15 protein-coding genes are annotated in these 16246 nt (G+C 47.5%); 10 read left to right on the top strand and 5 right to left on the bottom strand.

What is annotated here, in order from left to right; all coding sequences use genetic code 11:
- The first annotated feature begins 12 nt into the window (after positions 1-12).
- The 7 genes from kdpB to IRJ16_RS04985 all read left to right on the top strand — a co-directional run bounded on the left by kdpB (position 13) and on the right by IRJ16_RS04985 (position 7750).
- Positions 13-2046, top strand: coding sequence for a potassium-transporting ATPase subunit KdpB (gene kdpB / locus IRJ16_RS05015; RefSeq protein ID WP_194110438.1), 2034 nt, complete (start codon positions 13-15; stop codon positions 2044-2046).
- Positions 2047-2057: 11 nt separating this feature from the next.
- Positions 2058-2621 (top strand): K(+)-transporting ATPase subunit C, encoded by a 564-nt coding sequence (locus IRJ16_RS05010; protein ID WP_194110437.1) that lies wholly within the window; start codon positions 2058-2060, stop codon positions 2619-2621.
- Positions 2622-2805: 184 nt separating this feature from the next.
- Positions 2806-3885, top strand: coding sequence for a porin (locus IRJ16_RS05005; RefSeq protein ID WP_194110436.1), 1080 nt, complete (start codon positions 2806-2808; stop codon positions 3883-3885).
- 124 nt (positions 3886-4009) lie between these two features.
- The gene (locus IRJ16_RS05000; protein WP_194110435.1) at positions 4010-5125 is read left to right on the top strand and encodes a sensor protein KdpD; all 1116 of its coding nucleotides are present in this window, start codon (positions 4010-4012) and stop codon (positions 5123-5125) included.
- Positions 5122-6867, top strand: a complete 1746-nt coding sequence (locus IRJ16_RS04995; protein ID WP_194110434.1) for a HAMP domain-containing sensor histidine kinase — start codon at positions 5122-5124, stop codon at positions 6865-6867. The genes IRJ16_RS05000 and IRJ16_RS04995 overlap by 4 nt, the downstream gene beginning before the upstream one ends.
- A gap of 78 nt (positions 6868-6945) precedes the next feature.
- Complete coding sequence (locus IRJ16_RS04990) at positions 6946-7290, top strand: nuclear transport factor 2 family protein (RefSeq protein WP_194110433.1); 345 nt, start codon at positions 6946-6948, stop codon at positions 7288-7290.
- A 1-nt stretch (position 7291) separates the two neighbouring features.
- Positions 7292-7750, top strand: a complete 459-nt coding sequence (locus tag IRJ16_RS04985) for a GNAT family N-acetyltransferase (protein WP_194110432.1) — start codon at positions 7292-7294, stop codon at positions 7748-7750.
- A gap of 30 nt (positions 7751-7780) precedes the next feature.
- On the opposite strand, the gene IRJ16_RS04980 is transcribed toward IRJ16_RS04985, so the two are convergent.
- The 3 genes from IRJ16_RS04980 to IRJ16_RS04970 form a co-directional block, all read right to left on the bottom strand.
- Positions 7781-8254 (bottom strand): MarR family winged helix-turn-helix transcriptional regulator, encoded by a 474-nt coding sequence (locus IRJ16_RS04980; protein WP_194110431.1) that lies wholly within the window; start codon positions 8252-8254, stop codon positions 7781-7783.
- A gap of 90 nt (positions 8255-8344) precedes the next feature.
- On the bottom strand, positions 8345-10906 hold the full coding sequence (locus tag IRJ16_RS04975; RefSeq protein ID WP_194110430.1) for a DUF5686 and carboxypeptidase-like regulatory domain-containing protein: 2562 nt from the start codon (positions 10904-10906) through the stop codon (positions 8345-8347).
- 33 nt (positions 10907-10939) lie between these two features.
- On the bottom strand, positions 10940-11242 hold the full coding sequence (locus tag IRJ16_RS04970; protein ID WP_194110429.1) for a hypothetical protein: 303 nt from the start codon (positions 11240-11242) through the stop codon (positions 10940-10942).
- A gap of 304 nt (positions 11243-11546) precedes the next feature.
- Here IRJ16_RS04970 and IRJ16_RS04965 point away from each other — a divergent pair, with 304 nt between their 5' ends.
- The 3 genes from IRJ16_RS04965 (at position 11547) to IRJ16_RS04955 (ending at position 14666) form a co-directional block, all read left to right on the top strand.
- Positions 11547-12128, top strand: coding sequence for an HD domain-containing protein (locus IRJ16_RS04965; protein WP_194110428.1), 582 nt, complete (start codon positions 11547-11549; stop codon positions 12126-12128).
- A 9-nt stretch (positions 12129-12137) separates the two neighbouring features.
- Complete coding sequence (locus tag IRJ16_RS04960; protein ID WP_194110427.1) at positions 12138-13007, top strand: YitT family protein; 870 nt, start codon at positions 12138-12140, stop codon at positions 13005-13007.
- 132 nt (positions 13008-13139) lie between these two features.
- Positions 13140-14666: a choice-of-anchor I family protein gene (locus tag IRJ16_RS04955; protein WP_194110426.1), complete on the top strand. Its 1527-nt coding sequence runs from the start codon at positions 13140-13142 to the stop codon at positions 14664-14666.
- A gap of 86 nt (positions 14667-14752) precedes the next feature.
- Here IRJ16_RS04955 and IRJ16_RS04950 read toward each other — a convergent pair whose 3' ends face one another.
- On the bottom strand, positions 14753-15316 hold the full coding sequence (locus IRJ16_RS04950) for an RNA 2'-phosphotransferase (protein ID WP_194110425.1): 564 nt from the start codon (positions 15314-15316) through the stop codon (positions 14753-14755).
- Positions 15317-15328: 12 nt separating this feature from the next.
- On the bottom strand, positions 15329-16240 hold the full coding sequence (locus IRJ16_RS04945; protein ID WP_194110424.1) for a ribose-phosphate diphosphokinase: 912 nt from the start codon (positions 16238-16240) through the stop codon (positions 15329-15331).
- Between the last annotated feature and the right edge of the window lie 6 nt (positions 16241-16246).

Here is a 16246-nt window from a genome sequence, read left to right as displayed (position 1 = left end):
AAAAGAAAACAAATGAAAACTTCATCAAATAAATTATTCGAACCGGCTCTTGTTCAAACAGCTTTGAAAGAGTCGTTCATCAAACTGAACCCACGGGTAATGCTGCGTAACCCGGTGATGTTCACCGTAGAGGTGGGTACCGCCATTATGCTGTACATGTCTGTCTACAGTTTTACGCATAGCGGGCAAGGCTCTTTCGCTTACAACGTGTTGATATTTATAGTGCTGTTCCTCACTTTGCTGTTCGCCAATTTTGCCGAGGCTATTGCCGAAGCACGTGGCAAAGCCCAGGCCGACAGTTTGCGCAAGACCCGCGAGGAAACACCGGCAAAGGTGATCGCAGCTAACGGTACCATACAAAGCAGGTCATCCAACGAATTACGCAAAGGCGATGTGTTTTTTTGCGAAGCCGGTGATACAATCCCTACCGATGGCGAGATCATTGAAGGTTTGGCTACGATAGATGAATCGGCCATTACCGGCGAGTCGGCCCCGGTGATCAGGGAGGCTGGTGGCGATAAGTCATCGGTAACGGGTGGTACTAAAGTACTGTCCGACCAGATCAAAGTACGTGTCACCACAGAGCCGGGCGAAAGCTTTTTGGATAAGATGATCGCTTTGGTAGAAGGTGCGTCGCGCCAAAAAACACCTAACGAAATAGCCCTGACCATTTTGTTAGCCAGTTTTACGCTCATCTTTATTATTGTTTGTGTTACCCTGAAGCCTTTTGCTGACTATGCCAACACGCCGATCACTATCGCTGCGCTGATATCGCTGTTCGTATGTCTGATCCCGACCACTATTGGCGGACTGTTATCAGCCATCGGCATTGCCGGTATGGACCGCGCTTTGAGGGCCAACGTGATCACCAAATCGGGTAAAGCGGTGGAGACCGCCGGCGATATCGACGTATTGCTGTTGGATAAAACAGGAACGATCACCATTGGTAACCGCAAAGCCACGCATTTTTGGCCGGCACTGGATGTTGCGCCGGATGACCTGGTGAAGGCCGCTGTATTATCGTCGCTTGCAGATGAGACACCCGAAGGTAAGTCTATCATCGAATTGGCCGGGCATAGCAAAATAAAGATCGCGCAGACCGCCCCCGAAGGGGCTGAATTTATTAGGTTCACTGCCGAGACCCGGTCAAGCGGTATTGATACACCCGATGGTCTGCGCATCCGTAAAGGCGCGTTCGATGCTATCCGGTCGCTATCGGTAAACGCGGGCAATAGCTTCCCTGATGATGTTGCCGGTCGGGTTAAAGAGATATCATCAAACGGTGGTACACCCCTGGTGGTCGCTCAAAACGAAAAAGTACTGGGGACGATCGAGTTGCAGGACATCATTAAGCCCGGCATTGCCGAGCGTTTTGAGCGCTTACGTAAAATGGGTATCAAAACTGTAATGGTTACCGGAGACAATCCGCTTACGGCCAAATTTATTGCCGCCAAGGCTGGTGTGGACGACTTTATTGCCGAGGCTAAGCCCGAGGATAAAATGAACTACATTAAGCACGAGCAGCAAAGCGGCCGCCTGGTTGCCATGATGGGTGACGGTACAAATGATGCCCCCGCCTTGGCCCAGGCCGACGTTGGCGTGGCCATGAACAGTGGTACGCAAGCCGCCAAAGAAGCCGGTAACATGGTGGATCTTGACAACGACCCGACCAAACTGATCGAGATCGTTGAGATAGGTAAACAGTTGTTGATCACCCGAGGTACGCTTACCACTTTCTCTATAGCTAACGATGTGGCTAAATATTTCGCCATCGTCCCGGCTTTGTTCATTGCATCGATACCGGCCTTGCAGGCCATCAATATCATGGGCTTGCACAGTCCCGAAAGCGCTATTGTTTCAGCGGTGATCTTCAATGCCATCATTATCCCTGTGCTGATCCCGTTGGCCTTGAAGGGGGTTGAATACAAGCCGATCGGTGCAAGTGCCTTATTGCGCCGCAACCTGCTTATATACGGTTTAGGCGGTGTGATCGCGCCATTTATAGGCATCAAGCTGATCGATCTGTTCATCTCATTATTCTTTTAATTATCATCATCATGAATTCTAATATTTTAAAAGCCATCCGCATTACCTTAACACTTACAGTGTTGTTATGCGTCGTTTATCCGCTGCTTGTTGCGGGGATAGGCAAACTATCTAAAGGAAAAGGCGACGGCGAAACCATTATAGCGAACGGCAAAGTAGTTGGTTACGCCAACATCGGCCAGAGTTTTACCAAGCCCCAATACTTTTGGGGCAGGCCATCGGCTGTGGGTTATAACGCGGCCGGTTCGGCCGGTTCAAACAAAGGCCCCTCAAACCCCGACTATCTGCAACAGGTAAGCGACAGGATAGATACCCTGCTGAAATATCACCCATACCTAAAACGTGCCGATATCCCAGCCGAAATGGTGACCGCATCGGGCAGTGGCCTGGATCCGGACATCTCGCCCGAGGCTGCCAAGATCCAGATCAAACGCGTAGCTGATATTCGCAAGTTAGACGAGCAGAAGGTAGTGGAGTTGGTGACATCACATACAGAAAAACCATTGTTGGGCTTATTCGGCCCGGCAAAAGTGAACGTGCTGAAACTGAATGTTGCGCTGGATGAATTGAAATGATAAACTTCCCTTGCTCCGTAGGAGCAATATGTTGGTAGCATACGGATAGCCCATTATGATAGCGTGCCGTCAGGTACACAACTTAGGTACCGTACCTGACGGCACGAGTGGCTTCGACGAGACACTGCTACCAACATATTGTCCCGATGGGACATTTTACTGACCTGATATTTAATATACCACCATGAAAAAAACACTGACCATAACAACCATACTGGCTTTAGCAGCCTGCACCGTAACTGCACAAGAAAAGAAAGGGTCGCCTTTAAAGATCACCGGCTATGCCGAGATCTATTACGGGTTCGACCTTAACCGACCAGCCAATAATAACCGTCCGGGTTTTGTTTATTCGCACAACCGCCATAACGAGGTTAACCTTAATTTGGGTTTCTTGAAAGCTAATTACGATGACGGTAAGATCCGTGGTAACCTGGCCGTTATGGCGGGTACTTACGCGAACGCTAACCTGGCTGCCGAGCAAGGTGTACTTAAAAATGTATTTGAAGCCAACGCCGGTATCAAGCTATCCAAAACGGCCAACCTATGGCTGGACGCGGGTATCTTTGCATCGCATATTGGTTTCGAGAGCGCCATCTCTAAAGATTGCTGGGTGCTTACCCGAAACATCGCATCCGACAATACGCCGTACTATGAGTCGGGTGCCAAGCTGACCTACATCACCAATGATGGCAAACTGACCTTGAGCGGTCTGTACCTGAACGGCTGGCAGCGCATCAACCGGCAGGACGGTAACAGTGCACCGGCAGGTGGCGTACAGGTCTATTACAAAGCTACCGATAAGATCACCCTTAACTACAGCAACTACTTGGGCACCGAGGGTGCCGACTCGGTGAGGGTGCGCCGGTTTTATCATAACTTTTACAGCATTTTTCAGCTAAGCAGCAAATTAGGTTTTACCGCAGGTCTCGATTACGGTACGCAGCAAAAAGCGAAAGGTAGTAATGATGTTAACCATGTGATATCTCCGGTAGCGATAGCTCGCTATCAGGTAGCAGATCAGTGGGCTTTAGCCGGACGATTTGAATATTACGAAGACAGGAACGGAATGATTATAGCCTCCGGGACATCTAATGGTTTCCGCACCAAGGGTTACTCGTTAAATGTGGACTACGCGCCTGTAAGCAATGCGGTGATCCGCTTAGAGGGTAAGTTTTACGATAGTAAAGACAAGATTTTTGTTAAACAACAGGGGATGACGAACACAAGCCCGCTGGTGACGGCGAGTTTCGCGGTGTCTTTTTAAATTATTGGAGTTAATTAACCACAAAGGTCACAAAGAGAAAAAACCACGAAGGACACAAAGTTCTGCGTAATGCCTTTGTGTTCTTTGTGAAAAACTTTGTGCCCTTTGTGGTTATATCTTAGTTATGGATAACACGGTAAAAGACTTTATCGAACTGGTTAAAAAGTCCAGGCGTGGCAAGCTGAAGGTTTACATCGGCATGAGCGCCGGTGTGGGTAAGACCTACCGTATGCTGCAGGAGGCGCATGCCTTACTCAAGAGCGGCATCAATATCCAGATCGGCTATATTGAGACGCACATGCGGGCAGAGACGCATGCTTTGTTGGGAGGTTTGCCTGTTATCCCCCGCCGTAAGATATTTTATAAGGGTAAGGAATTGGATGAGATGGATCTGCAATCCGTCCTTAACCGCCACCCCGAAGTTGTTGTAGTGGATGAACTGGCTCACACCAATATCGAAGGCAGTAAGAACAGCAAACGCTGGCAGGATGTGGCCGATATTTTAGAGGCGGGGATCAGCGTGATCACGGCGGTCAATATCCAGCATTTGGAGAGCCTGAACGAGGAAATAGAAGAGATAACCGGCATTGCCATCACCGAACGGATTCCCGATAAGATCTTAGAGATGGCTGATGAGGTAGTGAACATAGATCTTACGGCCGATGAACTGATCGATCGCCTGAAACATGGCAAGATCTATGATAAAAGCGAGATCGAAAGGGCGCTGCAAAATTTTTTCCGTAACGATAAGATATTGCAGCTGCGGGAGATCGCGCTGAAAGAGGTTGCCCATCACCTGGAGCGAAAGATAGATGTAGAAGTTCCGAAGCAAATTAAGCTGCGGCCTGAAAGGTTTTTGGCCTGCATATCATCCAATGCCGAAACAGCTAAGGTGGTGATACGTAAAACGGCGCGATTGGCATCGTACTATCGCTCGCCATGGGTAGTTTTGTACGTGCAAAGTAGCGGCGAGAGTATGGAGCGTATAAAACTGGATAAGCAGCGGCATTTAATTAATAACTTTAAATTGGCTACCGAATTGGGTGCCGAGGTGATCAAGATCAAAAGCGACCAGATCGCCCTAACGATCATGCAAATAGCCGACGAACGCGAGATAACCACCATTTGCATTGGCAAGCCGCACCTGAGCCTATTCCAGGTGATCTTGCGGACGGCCATATTTAATCAGCTGCTCAAAAATATCGCGGCAAAAGAAACAGACTTAGTGATCCTATCATGAAAGTAAAAAATAAACTACGGCTCGGCTTCGGGTTCTTGTTTTTGGTGGTGATGGTGTTCGGTGTGGTATCCCTTTACTACATTAACCGCATATCCAACAACGCCAAATTTATCCTAAAGGACAATTATGAAACGCTGAACTATTGCCGCGAGATGCGCCGGATCCTGGACGAGCATAGCCTGCCTTTGAGTACAGAACTAACCCAGAATTTCGACCGCGAATTACAGAAAGAGGAACACAATATTACCGAGCGCGGCGAAAGGCAAGCCGTAGCCGGCTTACGTGCTGCGTTTAATGATCTGAAAAGCAAAACATCGGCTGCTGAATTGGAGAGAACCGAGCGTATGATACGTCGTCAACTGGCAAATATCGAAACCGTGAATATGCAGGCGATCGTTCGTAAGAACGAGCAGACCCGCAAGTCGGTAGATGATTCGGCGATATTTTTGGGGACGGCGGCGGCATGTACATTTATGTTGTTGTTCACCTTCGCGGTTAATTTTCCGGGCTTTATCATCAACCCGTTGCATACTTTGCTGATGGGTATCCGCGCCATCGGCGATAAAAATTATAAGCAGCGCATCCACTTTAAAAAGAACGATGAGTTTGCCGAAGTGGCCAATGCCTTTAATGACATGGCCGAGCGGTTGGACGATTGGGAGAACAGCAATGTATCGCAGATCATGAGCGATAAACAACGCATCGAGACCATCATAGAACAAATGCGCGACGCTATTATTGGTGTGAGCGAAAACCAGGAGGTGCTCTTTATTAACAGCGCGGCCAAAAATATACTGAACCTGACCGGCGATAATATGGACGGCCGCTCGATAGCCGATCTGGCTAAGGGGAACGATCTGCTAAGATCTATTATAGAAGAAGGCAAACCCGGCCGGCCATTCAAGATCGTGGTGGATGGCAAGGACTCCCATTTCCAGTTAGAGACACGGGAGATAACCGTACCTAACTTGACGGCCAATAAAGGTCCGCTACGGTTGGCCAAAAACTCTGCGGGTAAAGTTTATATGCTGCGCAACATCACCGAATTTAAGGAGCTGGACGAGGCCAAGACCAACTTTATAGCCACGATATCGCACGAATTGAAAACGCCCATCTCATCCATTAAAATGAGCCTGAAATTGATGCAGGACACACGCGTGGGCAGCATGAACGCCGAACAGCAACAACTGCTGGAACATATTAAAGACGACAGCGACCGCTTGCTAAAGATCACCGGCGAATTGCTGGATCTGGCCCAGGTAGAAACGGGTAATATCCAACTGAACTTTGTACCGTCGGACCCGCAACTGATCGTTAACTATGCTTTGCAAGCCGTCAAATTTCAGGCAGAGCAGAAACAGGTGACATTGGAGCTGGTACAGGATGCTAACCTGCCTAACGTGACCGTAGATGTGGAAAAGACCGCCTGGGTGCTGGTCAATTTTTTATCAAACGCTTTGCGTTATAGTTCCGAAAAGTCGAAGGTGATCATCAACCTTAAAAAGGCAGGAGAAATGGTAGAGTTTTCGGTCCGTGATCATGGCAAAGGGATAGAAGAACAGTATCAAAAGCGATTATTTGACCGCTATTTTCAGGTGCCGACCGATGGGCAGAACAAGTCGGGGTCGGGCTTGGGCTTAGCTATTTCTAAGGACTTTATCGAGGCCCAGCAAGGTAGTATCGGTTTGGAAAGCGCGCTTGGTGAGGGTAGCCGTTTTTATTTCAGGTTGCCCGCGGCCTGATTGATCATCCCTAAGTAAGATCTGTAGTACATGATCAGGGAGCTAAACTATTTCGCGATCAATTAGCTTTATTGCAATATGGACAATAAAACGATACTCACTACCGCCAACGAATTTGTATTACAAGGCGATCACGAAAGTTTCCTGGCTTACTGCACCGATGATACGGAATGGAATTTTATCGGCGATCAGATACTAAGCGGTAAACAAGCCGTGCGGGAATACATGAAAGAGACCTACGTTGAACCCCCACAGTTTGATGTAAAAGATCTGATAGCCGAAGGCGAATTTGTTACCGCTATAGGCAAGATAAGCCTGAAGGATAAAAGCGGAAAGATGACCAACTACGAGTATTGCGATGTTTGGCATTTTCGCGAAGGCAAATTAGCTGGCTTAAGGGCGTTTGTTGTAGAGATAAAATAAAGTGGCCGGTACTAATATCATTTTACAGCCACTTACTTTATCGGATGCCGACGCTTTCTTCGGACTTTATTTCCCGACTGATGGTGAACCCGATACTAACGAAAGCCCCGAAGTATTTACCCGAAGAATAATGTCGCTATGCGAGCGGATATTTACTATCCGAACCATCGAACGGCCAGATGATATTATTGGTGATTGCGCGCTTCATCATTGGGATACCGAAACTAAGTCGGTAGAAATAGGAGGATCATTAAAGCCGGAATATTGGGGACGCGGTATCATGGCATCCGCCTTTGGCATGTTGTCCGAAATAGCGGTTAAGGAATTGCGTGTAGCGAGTCTTGTAGCCAAAACGGAAACGGGTAACGTTAAAGCATTGGCCTTTGCACAGAAATTCGGCTTTGTAGAAGCTGGTGTAAAAGACGGGCAGGTCATCCTGCATAAAAAGCTTCGACAGTGAGGATAGTCCGTGTGGATAAACGATAAGGAGTTATACCACCGTCAGTTTACCGTTTTGCTCCTCGTGGTAAGCGATCATCTTTTGCAATACTTCCATGGCGGTATCGTAATTTTTTTGGCCGACCAGTTTCTTGTAGCGCTCTTCCTGCTCTATCACCTGGTTTTTAATGTGGAAATAGAATTCTTCGCCGGCGGGGGTGTAGTACAGCATCACGGCACGGGCATCGCTGCTGGAGCGTTCAGAGCGTACCAGACCGATCTTCTCTAACTCTTTGATGGTTTTGCTGGCGGCTTGCTTGGTCACGTTTATTTGAGCGGCCAGTTGGTTGTTGGACATGCCATCGGTACCAATGCTCATGAACAGGGGCATGTGCGATGTATTAAAATCGCAATGATGCGCGTGGCAAAGCTTATTGCTTAGCCAGGTATCGTTCAAGCGTTTTAGCAGATAGATCAGCTTAAAACAAACTTTTGATGCATCTATATTTTTTTCTGCAGCTCCCATGGTCAAAATATAATTGGTAGGCCCTTGTATCAACAAGCTAACAAAGGCCGTGTTTCAAATATAACAATTAGCAGATCGGTTTAGCAACACTTAAAATTGCAATACCACCAAAGCCCTCACACCATACTGCGGCGCATTGGCATGGTCAAGGTAGCTAAAGCGGCGCACCAGATCTACACGTAACAGCTTAAAGATGTTACCCACACCTACGCTGCCTTCCATATAAGGGCCATTATTCAACGTATAAGTAACAGGCGTACCATCGCCTTTAACCGGGAAACGTAACAGCGAGCGGTCGTTCAGCGGGTTGTTTTCGGCACGTACGCCACCCCAAAGTGATTTAAATGATACTACCTCACGCAGTTTCAGATCGCGCAGCAACGGCACTTTGTTAAAAAAGAACCCGTTAAAATTTTGGTCGATGTTCACGGCGGCATAGTGATCGCTCACAAACTCTAAAAAGTTCATCAGGTTATACGAGCGTAGTTGCAGGGCATAAGTTTGGTTAGCGCGGTGGATATCCATCAGCGCGAATGGGACCTTGCCGAACAGATAACCGCCCTCGGTACTTACATCGGCAAAACCTAATTGCGATAGGTAAAAGCGTTTGCTGATGTTACCTGTAAGGTTGCTGTAGTTATAGTCGCCACCTAAAAAGCCTTTCAGGCCCTGGTTGTAACGCAGGGTATACACCGGATATTTATCGGGGATAGGGATACGGTAGATCTTACCCTGATAAAATTTCTCTTTAGGTGCGTAGCGCAATTCGGTAGTGATCTCGGTAGTGTGGATGGTGTTCACATTAGTACCGCCTGTGCCAACGCCGGAGCGGAAGTACAGACCACCGGCAGCGCTTTGGTCCCATTTTTTAAAGCCGACGCTGTAAGAGAAATGGTTAGAAAATTCGCGCACGTGGTCAAACCTGAAGATGTTGTTATACAGCCACATGTCGTTATCGCCGCGTTTGAAAGATAGCAGAAAGTTATCCTCCTGAACAAATTGTAGCTCCTGACCCGGGATCTTGGTATCGTGCTGATAGCTGGCGCGGATATAGTTCTGCGGGAACGAGTAGATGGATTTGTTGTTCAACGAGTAGGTAGAACTTACAAAGTATTTCCAGCGCTGATCGCGGGTACCATAAGCGCCGTATGTCTCAAAGTAATAACGCTTGCTCAACTCAGGCGTGGTACGGCCACCTAAACGCATGCGGAAACCTTCTACCGGGTTAAAGTTATAAAAGGTGTTCACCGGGCCAACCTCAAACCAGCGAAAGTTCTTGTAACCTGCGACCCCAAGAGTCACCAGGTCCATCGTACGCCTGAATGATGGGATGCGTTGCAGGCTATCAACATCTCTATATACGTTGGCTTGCAAAGCGGCCAAACTATCGGTACGGTTCTCTGTCCAAAATAATTCATCCTGGCCATCGGCATTAGCGGCTATTACCTGCTCCGGACCTTTAAAGATCTCGGTCGGGCGTTCTTTGTTGATCTCGTAATCGGTCAGCGTTACTACACGTTCGCCGAAGATACCGCCACCTTTTTTCTTGTTCAGGCCAAAGTCCATCTTCAGGTCGCTACGGCTCATATGATAGCGGCCATCCGGATTTTTCTCGAACGATAGCGTGGCGTGCATTTGGCGCACAAAGTTCAAATTGATGTTCTTGTTAGTGCCTAAAACGGCGTTCTGTACCGCGTAGTTGCCATCAAGGGTGATGTAAATGCTGCCCTCAAAAAGCATGTCGGTAGTGTTACGCGGCGTAAAGGCCAGCTGCACCAGATTAGGGGTAACGTCTTTTACGGTATCGACAATAAAGAATTTGTAAAATGTTGGAGCGCCGTCAGCAATAGGACTCAAGATCTGGTTATTCAACAAAGTGATGTTGTTATCATAAATGTTGATATCCTGATACATGCGGTTAAAGTAGGTAGCCAAGCCATCATTGTCCACAAAATTCTCGTCGTACTTCACCTTTTTGGTGGCCTGGATCACCTGCTTTTTACTGTAGGGCGACTTGCGGAAATAATTATCCGAAAGCTTTTCTTCCATATATATTGGCAGCAGGTTCTTACCGCCGATCGCTGTCGAATCCTGCTCGCGAAACAGGAACTGATAATTCTTGAACATCTTTTTGTTCTTGAAATTATCCGACAGGTTACTCAGCGAAAAGAACATGCGCTCGTATTGTTTATATTCAGCATGGTCGTAGTTCTCCATCCGGTTCTGCTCCTTATGGGCAATTACCTGGCGGATCAGTTCTACGGCGGGGTTTCCTTTATTACGGTATTTTTCTTTTTTGCCCGACTTAACGATCACCTCGCTCAACTCGCGGCGGTCTTCTTGCAGGGCAATATTAATGGTCTGCGTTTCGCCCGGTTTAATATCGCGAACTACAGCTTTGTAGCCAATGAATGATACTTTGATCTGTTTATAGTCGCCGGTGGCGCTCAGGGTGTAATTGCCGTGGATATCGGCGCTGGTTCCTTTGGTGGTGCCGTTAAACACAACGGTTACCGATGGCATGGTCTCTTTTGTCCGGGCATCGGTGATCACGCCCTTGATAACCGTTGGGTTTTGGGCCGAGGCGGCTAAAGAGAATGCCGATAGCAGTACTATTAGCAGTGTTTTATAATGTGTGTATATCTTTTTCATGATGATCTTTCGGAGTGTGAGTGTGGTTGATGTTTAAATACAGGGTTGCATATGGCCGAACGTATTACCATCGCTGCATGGTGCAGGCTTGGGTTTAAATTGATCGGCGGCCAATAGCGCTGCTGCTTTTACGGCAGTAGTGGCGGTCCTGACGTGATCGGTCAGGAATAGAGCCATCATTTCCATCTCCGGTCCCGAGAACAATAGCGTATCCTTGAACATCTGGCTGATCATTGGCAGTACGTTGGTGCTAATGCCTTTTGATAAGCCACTAATTGTCCTTACAGTAGCGTTCTGTTGTGTTCTGTTTGTGATGTTGAATGCTGCACTTGCCATAACCCTTGTGATATATTTCGATACAAAGGTAAACCGAGTTGACGAAAATGGTCAATTTAATTTACTAAATGAGAATATCCTGACAAATCTGGTAAAAAAGTCAGACCGATGTCATAACGGGAGAAAAATTAAAATGTTATGTAAGGTGGACCGTCTATGGCAGAAGTCGTTAAAAAATGCGATGAATAGGGGAAATGGATCGACGAGGAGAGGAAGTTCGGCTGGTTAAATGATGCCTTACGCATTTGTTAAAATAAAAACTTTTGCCCTACCTTAGTGCGTTATATCCTGAAAGATACCCGATATGCAGTTTAAAAAGGCCGGCAAATACATCATGACCAAACTAAGCAAGGAATTGCCGCGCCACCTGTCCTATCACAGTGTAGAACATATTCAGGACGTGTACAACGCGGCCGAACAGATAGGTGCGCAGGAAGGTGTTGGCCAACACGATATGAAATTGCTGTTAACCGCCGCCTGGTATCACGATGCTGGCTTTTTAAAAGGTGCTAAAGATCACGAAGAAGAATCTTGCCGCATAGCTCAGGAAACTTTACCGGCTTACGGTTACACCGAGGCGGACATCGAAAAGATAAGCGGCATGATCATGGCCACCAAGATCCCGCAATCGCCCAAAAACCATTTGGAGGAGATATTGGCCGATGCCGATCTGGACTACTTGGGTCGCGATGATTTTTTTACCATCGGCGATAAATTGTTCAACGAATTGTCGGTCTTCGGCTTCATCAATACCGATGATGAGTGGAATGCCTTACAGGTCCGCTTCCTCGAAAATCATCATTATTTTACCGCATCGGCCATAAATTCGCGCCATCAAAAAAAAGAAGCGCACTTACAGCAGGTAAAGGATAAATTAAATAAATAAATTAGCGGCATGAATGGCATCGCTCTACCACGCTGGCTCACCGATACTTTATATACCGTTTTAGGCATCCTTTTTTGCGGTTTCGCGCTCAAAGGTTTTCTGGTCCCCAATAAATTTTTTGACGGCGGTGTTACCGGGATATCCCTGTTACTGCACGAGCTTTATCATTTCAACATCGCTTATGTGATCATCCTGTGCAATGTGCCTTTCATTATTATGGGGGCTTTTCAAGTAGGGCGCACCTTTGCTATTAAAACCAGTGCGGCGGTTATCGGACTTGGCTTGTGTTTGCTTTTTATAGAGTATCCGCAAGTGACTGACGACAAATTATTGGTCTCCATTTTTGGCGGTGTGTTTATGGGTATCGGTGTCGGTCTGGCCATTCGCGGCGGTTGCGCGTTGGACGGTATCGAGGTATTGGCGTTATACACTGGTAAACGCATTAGCTTTACCGTGAGCGAGATCATCCTGGGTATCAATATCATCATCTTCCTGATCGCAGCTATCGAGCTAGGTTTGCCTACCGCGCTATATTCTATCTTAACATATTACGCGGCATCCCGCACCATCACCTTTGTGATAGAAGGTTTGGAAGAATACACTGGCGTTACCATCATCTCCGGCCAAAGCGAGCAGATCAAAGAGGCTTTGGTGATGGATCTCGGACGTGGTATCACCGTATATAAAGGCGAACGCGGTTTCCTGAAAGAAAGTTTTGATATCAGCCAGCCGGTAGATATTGTATTCACTGTTGCCACCCGTTTGGAGTTACGCCGGATAAACAACATCGTACGTAAGATAGACCCTAAAGCTTTCATGTTCACCAGTGTGATCAAAGAGGCTGCTGGTGGCGTGTTGAAGGCCCGTGCAAGGCATTAACGCCAATTTACCTGCGCTGTTAACAATAATATAATATTATTAACAGCGCCTTAAACTAATCTTAAAGCAACAAGCCTCATTACTTAATAGTGCGCCGATAGTTTTGCCTGATCAAAACTGATCTAACGTACTATGAAAAAAACTCTACTCGCTATTGCATTAAGCGCGGCCTTTTTCGGCTGTAAAAAGAACACGACCGAAGTTCCTTTTATCGACCCCACTTTCGTTAACGAAGACCCATCAACTTTTGCCGAAATAGGCTCTATCGATATCGGTGACGTTGGCGCTGCCGAGATCACCGCTTTTGACCCGGCTACAAAACGCCTTTTTGTGGTGAACAACAGCACGGTGAACAAGATTGACGTGATCGATTTTGCCGACCCGACCAAAATGACCGTGATCAACTCGATCAGCATGGCCCCTTACGGTGGCGCGGTAAATAGCGTTGCGGTAAGTAACGGTAAGCTGGCAGCAGCTATCGAATCGACCAACAAACAGGCTGATGGTAAAGTTGCCGTATTTAACACTAACGACCTGAAAGAAGTTAAAGTGATCACAGTTGGCGCACTGCCCGATATGATCACTTACTCACCGGACGGTAAATACATTATGACCGCTAACGAAGGCGAGCCAAATGATACTTATGCCAATGACCCTGCCGGTACTGTATCTATCATCACTGTTGATCAAAATTATGCCGTTACTACGATAGATTTTTCGTCGATGGTTGGTCAAAGGGCGGCCTTAATAGCAGGCGGTTTCCGCATCTTTGGTATCGGTAACGACTTTGTAAAAGATATTGAACCGGAATATGTGACGATCTCTGCCGATTCTAAAACTGCCTGGGTGACTTTGCAAGAGAACAACGGTATCGCTAAGATCGATATCGCCAGCAAAACCATCACCAATATCTTCCCGCTGGGCTTTAAAGATTACAACGTTGCCGGTAATGAGATAGATCCAAGCGACCGTGATAACGCGGTTGGCTTGTTAGCTAAATGGCCGGTAAAAGGCATTTACATGCCGGATGCTATTGCCTTGTTAGAAAAAGGTGGCGTACCATACATGTTTACCGCGAATGAGGGCGACGCCCGCGAATACAGCGCTTTTGCCGAGGTTGCCCGTGTCAAGGACCTGAGGTTAGACGCAACCGCTTTCCCTACCGGTACTGCTTTAAAAGCGGATGCACAGATCGGTCGTTTGAACGTGACCACTACTTTAGGTGACACCGATGGCGACGGCGATTACGATGCCTTGTATTCTTTAGGCGCACGCTCTTTCAGTATTTGGAATGGCTTGACAGGTAAACGGATCTTCGATAGCCAAAACGACTTGGACATTAAAGCATTGGCTACCGGCCCCGGTGTGTATGATGATACCCGCAGCGACGACAAGTCGGTAGAGCCGGAAGGCATTACCATAGGCAAAGTAGGTAATAAAGATATTGCCGTAATTGGCATGGAGCGCGCCGATGCGGTTGCCGTTTACGATGTGACCAACCCTGCCCGCCCAACTTTCCTGCAAATGTTTAAATGCGGCGACGCGCCTGAAGGTGTATTGCTGATCCCTGCTAAAGACAGCCCAACTAAAAAGAGCTTGTTAATTGTAAGCAGCGAGAACGACGGCCTGGTAAAGGTTTATACCCCGAAGACATTCTAAAAATTTCTCGTTTTTTCTTTAGTGACCAAAAAGCCGCCTGCGATGGGCGGCTTTTGTTGTTTTGATAAGGTTTAAGTTCGGATATGTTATCTGGCAACTGTGAGGAACCCAGCAGGCACACTATCTGTCAGCCAAACATTATTGGCCGACAGGTAGAACTGATAGCCCGCCGCCGCCATTTCGGCAGCGTGTATCTTCAACAGCACCGGTTTGCCATGGCGTTTGGCTACTTCCAGCATGGTCTCAATGTTTTCGCTCATGTGTACATGTTGGCGGCTTTGTTTGGTGAGGCGCCCGATCAATATGGCATCTAAGAACTTTGTTGCCGTTCCGTGATAAAGTACTTCGGGCGGGGTCTGTGACTCGTAAGCCAGGTCTACCTCTACGGAATGACCCTGACTCGCACGGATCTTAGTTCCATCCTCGTTAAAAGCGAAACGCTTTTTATCATTGGTATCCACAATATGTTTTACAATATCGATGGTTATCGGCGTGCTCCATTCGGTCGCGTTGGCATTGGCTTTGGTGATCAGCTCGGCCACGTCGGCCCAGCCATTTTCATCCAGTTGCAGCCCGATCACTTCAGGCCTATGGCGAAGGACATAGCTCATAAATTTGCTGATGCCCTTGTTTTGTTTTTCGGTTATCATTGTAATGTTTCATTACTTGCACAGCTCATGACCGATCAGGTCGGCTATGCTTTTTACTTCTAAGAACGGATCATTGATCTCGTTCACGTTCTTGTGGCTGTCGGTGCAGATCACTTTCTCTATCAGGTCGCAATCCCTTAGTTTTTGCAGACCATTGTTTACGAACAAGCCGTGGGTGGTGATCACATAGATCTTGGCCGCGCCTGCTTCTTTATAAGTGCGCGCAGCGTTAATAATGCTACCGCCTGAGCGGATCATATCGTCATAAATGATCACCGTCTTGTCCTTCACATCGGCGTTGATGGCGCTTACCTCGGTATGGTCGCCTTTTAAACGGCGCTTTAAAATAAAGGCCGCGCTCACACCCATATCATTCGCTAAAGACTCAACCCATTTAGCCCGACCGGCATCGGTACTTGCCATCACCAGATCATCGCCACCGTATTGGCGGGCAGCGGCTATCACCAGCTCCTTGCAATACACGTGCACCGGGTAAAGTTCATGCTCAAAATAATGCGGCAAGCCCTCGGTATGCAGATCGAACAAATAGATCTTGTTACCACGATTACTGCGCGGGATAGCCGAGAATAACCTTGCCCGGTTCTTAGCCGTCACGATCTCGCCCGGTTTCACGGCCCGTTCCATGGTAGAATAGCCAAAATATGGCACCACCAAACTCAACGAATTAGCGCCATAACTCACCAGCGACGATGCCAGATCGTACAGTTCCAGCGTAGTTGCGTCATTCACCGTGCCCCCGATCACGATCACGTTGCGGTTCTCCACGTCTGATAATATCCTTTGGTAACGCTCTCCATCGGTAAATATGTCGGTCTCTACTTGCCCTTCTTCAAACAAGCCGCTTGCCAATACTTTATCGGCCAGGTATTTATAATCAGAGATGTGGAATAGCAGCTTTTTCATGTTCGT

Source organism: Mucilaginibacter myungsuensis (assembly GCF_015222005.1).
Lineage (GTDB): Bacteria > Bacteroidota > Bacteroidia > Sphingobacteriales > Sphingobacteriaceae > Mucilaginibacter > Mucilaginibacter myungsuensis.
The sequence above is the reverse complement of the archived record's forward strand: the minus strand, read 5'-3'. Positions and strand labels throughout refer to the sequence as shown.